This window comes from Azospirillum sp. B4 (genome assembly GCF_000333275.1).
GTDB lineage: Bacteria > Pseudomonadota > Alphaproteobacteria > Azospirillales > Azospirillaceae > Nitrospirillum.
The window spans coordinates 1-5,414 of sequence record NZ_BACU01000458.1 but is presented as its reverse complement, the minus strand read 5'-3'; the positions used below and the strand labels follow the sequence as shown (position 1 = coordinate 5,414).

At 60.3% G+C, this 5,414-nt stretch carries 3 protein-coding genes; 1 reads left to right on the top strand and 2 read right to left on the bottom strand.

Going from position 1 to position 5,414, the window contains the following annotated elements:
- Both I55_RS19970 and I55_RS19965 read right to left on the bottom strand, forming a co-directional pair.
- Positions 1-863, bottom strand: an 863-nt coding sequence (locus tag I55_RS19970; protein ID WP_044562343.1) for an AAA family ATPase, incomplete at its 3' end; no start/stop codon positions are given.
- A 133-nt stretch (positions 864-996) separates the two neighbouring features.
- Positions 997-2,277: a replication initiation protein gene (locus I55_RS19965; protein ID WP_252181226.1), complete on the bottom strand. Its 1,281-nt coding sequence runs from the start codon at positions 2,275-2,277 to the stop codon at positions 997-999.
- 1,079 nt (positions 2,278-3,356) lie between these two features.
- Here I55_RS19965 and I55_RS36140 point away from each other — a divergent pair.
- The coding region (locus tag I55_RS36140; protein WP_148293857.1) for a hypothetical protein at positions 3,357-5,414 on the top strand (2,058 nt) is incomplete at its 3' end.

Sequence of the window (5,414 nt, the reverse complement as noted above, 5' to 3'; positions counted from 1 at the left end):
CTGCGGAAAGATGTGGGCGCGCGCACGGGCGTGAAGATGCGGATGGCGCCACCGAAGCGCGCCTCCAGGTCGCCCAGGGTGGCGCGATCCTGGGTGTGCNGGGCGGTGAACATGGTGGCNAGGATGCCGATGACGCTGAGGTCCGGATTGCCGCGCCGGCGCACCTTGCTGATGGTGTCGAGCAGCAGCGGCACACCCATGAGGGCCAGCATCTCCGTCTGCACCGGGATGAGCACGCCATCGGCCGCGGCCAGGGCGTTCAGGGTCAGCATGCCCAGGTGAGGCGGGCAGTCGATCAGGATGTAATCATAAGCCCGGCGCACCATGGCCAGACGCTCGCGCAGCACCAGGGTGCCCATCGGCTCCGCGATCAGTTCCGTTTCGGCGGCCGACAGCAGGATCGTGCTGGGCAGCAGGTGGAAGCTGCCGTCGCACACCGGCACCGCCGCCTGGCCCGTCGCCTGGTCCTTCAGCATGACGTGATAGGTGGTCTTGCCCGCCTCCGACATGGCGGCCTGACTGATGCCCAGGTGCACGGTGGCGCTGGCCTGGGGGTCGGCGTCCACCAGCAGCACACGCTGGCCCAGGGCCGCCAAGGCCGCGCAGATGTTGACGGAGGCGCTGGTCTTGCCCACACCGCCCTTCTGGTTGGACAGGGCGATGACGGTGGCCGTTTGCCGGGCGCGGCGACGGGGCGTCAGCAGGTCGATGACCGCCTGGGGTATCTTCTCACCCCCTGTCTCCCATCGGGAAATGCGGCCCTTGTCGTACTTGCGACCCAGGCTGGCGTTCAGCCAATCCGCGAATGTCTGCTGGGTTTCGCCCCGCGCTTCCCGCGCGATCCGCAATGCGGCGCCGTCCATGGCGTGCCCTTCCTCTTCGACCCTAGATGGGGCGCAGAATAAGGGCGCCACCGTCACGGGGTCAACCTTCTCCGTTGTGTTACGTCAACGACCACAGAACCGGTTGCGACATCGCAACTGCTTGCCGCTATCCTTACGCCGCGGGGGCTTCCTTACGCCGTGGGGGGGCTACGATCTCCACCCCTGTGATGGAACCGGAGGTCAGGGAGGCCAGGACACTCCGGATGCTGCTCTCATGGTTCATGCGCGCCGTCTGGGCCGTGGCGGGATGGCCGGCCAGCAGGACCAGCCGCCGTTCCCCGCGCACCGTCTCCTCGATGCGCTCCACCTCCAGGTCGCGCAGCAGGGGGGCCGGCACGTTCTTGGCCAGCAAGGCATGGCGGGCGGCGGCCCAGAGGGCGTTGGCATCGTCGGCATCGGGCATGGGCATCGCCTCGACCACCGGCGGCTCCAGCTTCTCCACCTTGCCAGTGCGCCGCGCGCGACGACCCACGCTGTGGCGTTCCCGCTCCAGGAAGGTGTCCGCCACCTCGTCCTCGTCCTTGGCGAAGAAGTCCAGCGTGACCTCCTCCACCTTGCGGCCACGGCGCACCATCTTGGCCTCCGGCATCTCCACCCGGAAGGGCGCCAGCTGGTTCACCTCCGCGATGGCGCGGTCGATGGTGCGGGTGCGCAGGATGCCGAAATCCTTGTAGGCCCCCTCCGGCACGTTCAGCAGACGGCGCAGCGTGTCGATATCCAGCGCCAGGGACGGGAAATCCATCTGGTAACGCTGCATGCCGATCTCATAAAGCTTCAGGGCGTAGGTGCTGGTGACCTTCACCATGGCCGGGCCGGACAGCCGCGCCCACAGCTTGGAAGCGCGCTGCAGTTCCAGGAAGGCGTCGGTGAATTGGAAATGGATGTCGGCGCTGTCGCTCTCGATCTCGTCCTCCGGCCGGACATAGCTGCTGAGAATGCGCAGTTCAGCACGCGACCGGCGGCCCCGGAAGGGGCCGATGACCACCAGGCTGGATTCGTAGATTTCCTTCACCGCGTCGAAGATACGCTCGTTGCCTTTGTGGTTGCCGCGCACCACCTTCTTGGGCAGGCGATAGAGCTTGTTGGCGAAGTTCTGGCTGCCGGCCAGGTGGATCATGAAGTTCAGCATCTTCTGGGCCGGCAGGGACAGGCGGGAACCATTGGCGGGGTAGGAGTAGACCGCCTCCGCCGCCTTGATCAGATGCTTGTACCCATCGCGCTCGAACGTCGCCGCCGCCACCTTGGCGGTGAGCCCCAACGCGTTCTCCTCCGCCAGCACCGGGACGGAGGCATCAAGGCTACCTTCCATGTCGATAACGATGCCGGGTCCCGCCACCTCCTGCGGGCGATAGGGCATGAGGGCGTCCTTGGGCGACACCAAGCGGTCAGCCATCTGCCCCGACGGCCTCAAGACCGGTTTATCGCTTTTGCGCGCCATGCCATCATCCCGTGAACGAATGGCCGCACTGTAGAAGCTTCCTTACACGCCTCGCAAGTAAGGAAAGGGTCTAAGGTACTGATTTGCCGATCCCTTACTCCCTGGGGGCGGTTCGGCGGCCTGCCCTTACGCCCTGGGGCGGTAGGCGACTCGCCCCCATCGGTAGGGATGTCGCCCCCAGCTGGTAAGCATAAGGCCGTAAAACCCCAGGAGTTGCCTGGGCTTGCGCGTCCTAGAATCCTTTTTGAAAGGGAACACAAAAATACCAAGGGTTATTTTGGGACTGGAAAAGACAAACCAGGCTGCTTCGCGTCAGCATCTTCCTTGGCCCGGCGACTCGTAAGGTAAGGATGGGGGCGCCAGCAGTCTCGTCGAATCGCGAAACTTGAATCACAGGGTCTGGAGAGTTTGATGTCCCCTATCCTTACCCCCCGGGGAATCCTTACCTTTCGGGGGCCTCCAACGCCTCATCCTTACGTCCCGGGGGCTGAGCGCCTCGCGTATCCTTACTGCGCGGGGTGCCGCAGGCGGCAGAATGGCTGGATCGGCATCCTCTTAACGCCCGGGATCACGTAAATAAAGTGCGTGATTACAATTGGCGTTCACCCTATGAGCCATCATAGCGGGCGATTCGCCCCCGGGCGGTAAGGATGGGCTGCCGATGGTTGAAAGCGGGAGAGTCATATTTCCCCCATACGGTAAGGAAGGGGACGGAAACCGAGTTGACAGTCATCTAACTCTCGCTCCTACCCCGCGGCGGAAATTGCTCCGCCCCCAAGGCGTAAGGATACCGCGTTCTCGCCAGGTTCTCAGACTTCCGGGCCGTAAGCTTGTGCCCCAAGGGTAAGGGCGCTTCCTAAGCCAACCTCAGCCGTAGCCTGGCTAGAGAGTGCCATCCAGGGAAAAACCATTCATGTAAACACCCATATGACGGCGTGGCAATGAGCCAAGACGCGCTTGAACTTTGCGGTGGTGTGCTGATAACGTGACGCGCGCATCGGTTCAGGCGTCTAAGTGAATAGAATACATCAATCATGATAAGCCGTCTCCCTAAGGGATATTTTCAAATGATCGTTGGTATGAAGCCTATCGTTCGATTTATTATTCCGACAACATTTCTGGTTATTGGCTTACTTTTCGTTCTTTCTACCTTTTGGGCAGTAGTGCGTTTTGGCAGCACGGTACCAATTTTTGATCAATGGGATGATTTTGCCTATACACAACGGCTCATAGATGGAACCTTACGGTTTGGTGACCTATTCACTCAGCATGCTGAACATCGCATTTTCTTTCCGCGGTTAATATTTCTTCTCGATTATTTTATCGCAGATAGTACGAATAAAGTGAATTTTGCGGCTAATTTATTCATTGTTTCCTGTACCTTATTTTCAATATTGGCTGCTTATCGGAAGTTGGAGAGCAACAAGGCTGTCTTCCTCAGCATATCCGCAATCAGTGCCTTGATTTTGTTCTCTCTTTCGCAGAGAGAAAATTTCCTATGGGGATTCCAGGTTCAGTTCTTTGGAGGAGTTTCTGCGGCCGCCGCCACTTTTGTGGCTTTCGGCGCTTCTGTAGAGCGCCGTGAGCGGAGAAGGAGCGCCGTTATTTACCGCACCCTGGCTTATGTTCTGGCTTTTGTCGCCACCTACATGCTATCCAACGGCATTCTAGCCGCTTTCCTTCTTATCCCCATGGCGATGGTTTTGCGGACGGGCCGGGTCGTCGTCTTTACAACAGCCGCATGGGCTGTATTTCTTGCCTTCAGCTATTTTCTAAATTTTCATCCGATATCGGGGCATTCACCTTATATCTATTCTTTAACTCATCCCGTTGAATATCTCCGTTACCTAAGTGGTTACCTAGGCAACCTGATGGCCGGCCTGGTGGACGCGGAACCCTGGCGTGGCAGGTTCGCTATCGCGCTCGGTGCGACGGGTCTGGTGCTGACGGCCGCGGCCTTGTCGCGGACCCTGCGTGGTTGGTCCGAGCCGCCGGCGCGTATCGTGCTGCTGGCCCTGATTCTCTTCGTTCTGGGTACCGCCATGCTGACGGCATTGGGACGCATCACCTTTGGTCTGGATCAGGCTTTCTCCAGTCGTTACAAGACGCCGGTCTCCGCCTTTTGGGTCGCGCACATCTGCTATTGGGTTTCCCTGTGTCGATTCCGAACCGGTGGGGGAAAGGCTGTCCTGGTTGTCGGCACGGGCATTTTGGCCTTGCTGACATTTTGCGCCATCAGTGGACATTTGCGTGGTTGGCAAGAGGGTATCAGCCAATCGCTGGCCCATTCCAAAGCGCGCGACGCCATCCTCAGCGACGTTCGTGATGAAGCCAGCTATCATGATCTATTTCCGGTAGACACCCCGATCCTTCAGCGAGTGCCGTTCATGCGGGAGCATCACTTGGCGATGTTCGCGGACGCGGATAACCGTTTGCTCGGTCAGAAGCCGGAGTGGCTCGAGGCACCGTCATCCGATAAATGCGTGGGCATGTTTGATTCGGTTGAGATGCTGTCGATTGCCAATGGCGAGGTAAGTTTGGCTGCTACTGGCTGGGCCTGGAATCTTACGAGCCAGGCGTCGGTGAAGCGCGTCATATTCACCGACGCCACAGGCAAGGTTGTGGGCTATGCCGGCGGTGGCTGGTCTCGCCCAGACGTCCAAGCCGCGCTTCCAGCAGCGGGGCATGCCAAGGTCGGGTGGACAGGCTTCGCAAAAATCGAACCGGGCGCCCTGATCAAAGCTCATGGCCTGATGCCAGATCACCGTATCTGCGACATTGGGGAAAAAGCGGCCCCGCAGAACCATTCCCGCTTTGTGCCGCTGGCGTCCTTGGGGGCTGCCATTCCCATGTCGTCAGAACCGGTCCTTTCCGGTGGCTGGGCCAGGGATGGCCAAAACGCCGCCGCTGGACCGCTTTCCAATGGTGACGTAGTCTACGGGTCATGGGGAGGGGCCGACTCCAATGTCGGCGAATTGCGGATCGGACCATTCACTCCTACCCAGCCGCGCGTCGCGTTTCCCATCGTCACGGGACCGCACGCCGAGAACCAGGTCATCCATCTGTTGGATGCCGCGACAGGCGCGGAAATA

Bases quoted from the DNA above. Each gene is read 5' to 3' on its own strand.
- I55_RS19965 (WP_252181226.1), bottom strand. From the start codon at position 2,277: ATGGCTGACCGCTTGGTGTCGCCCAAGGACGCCCTCATGCCCTATCGC.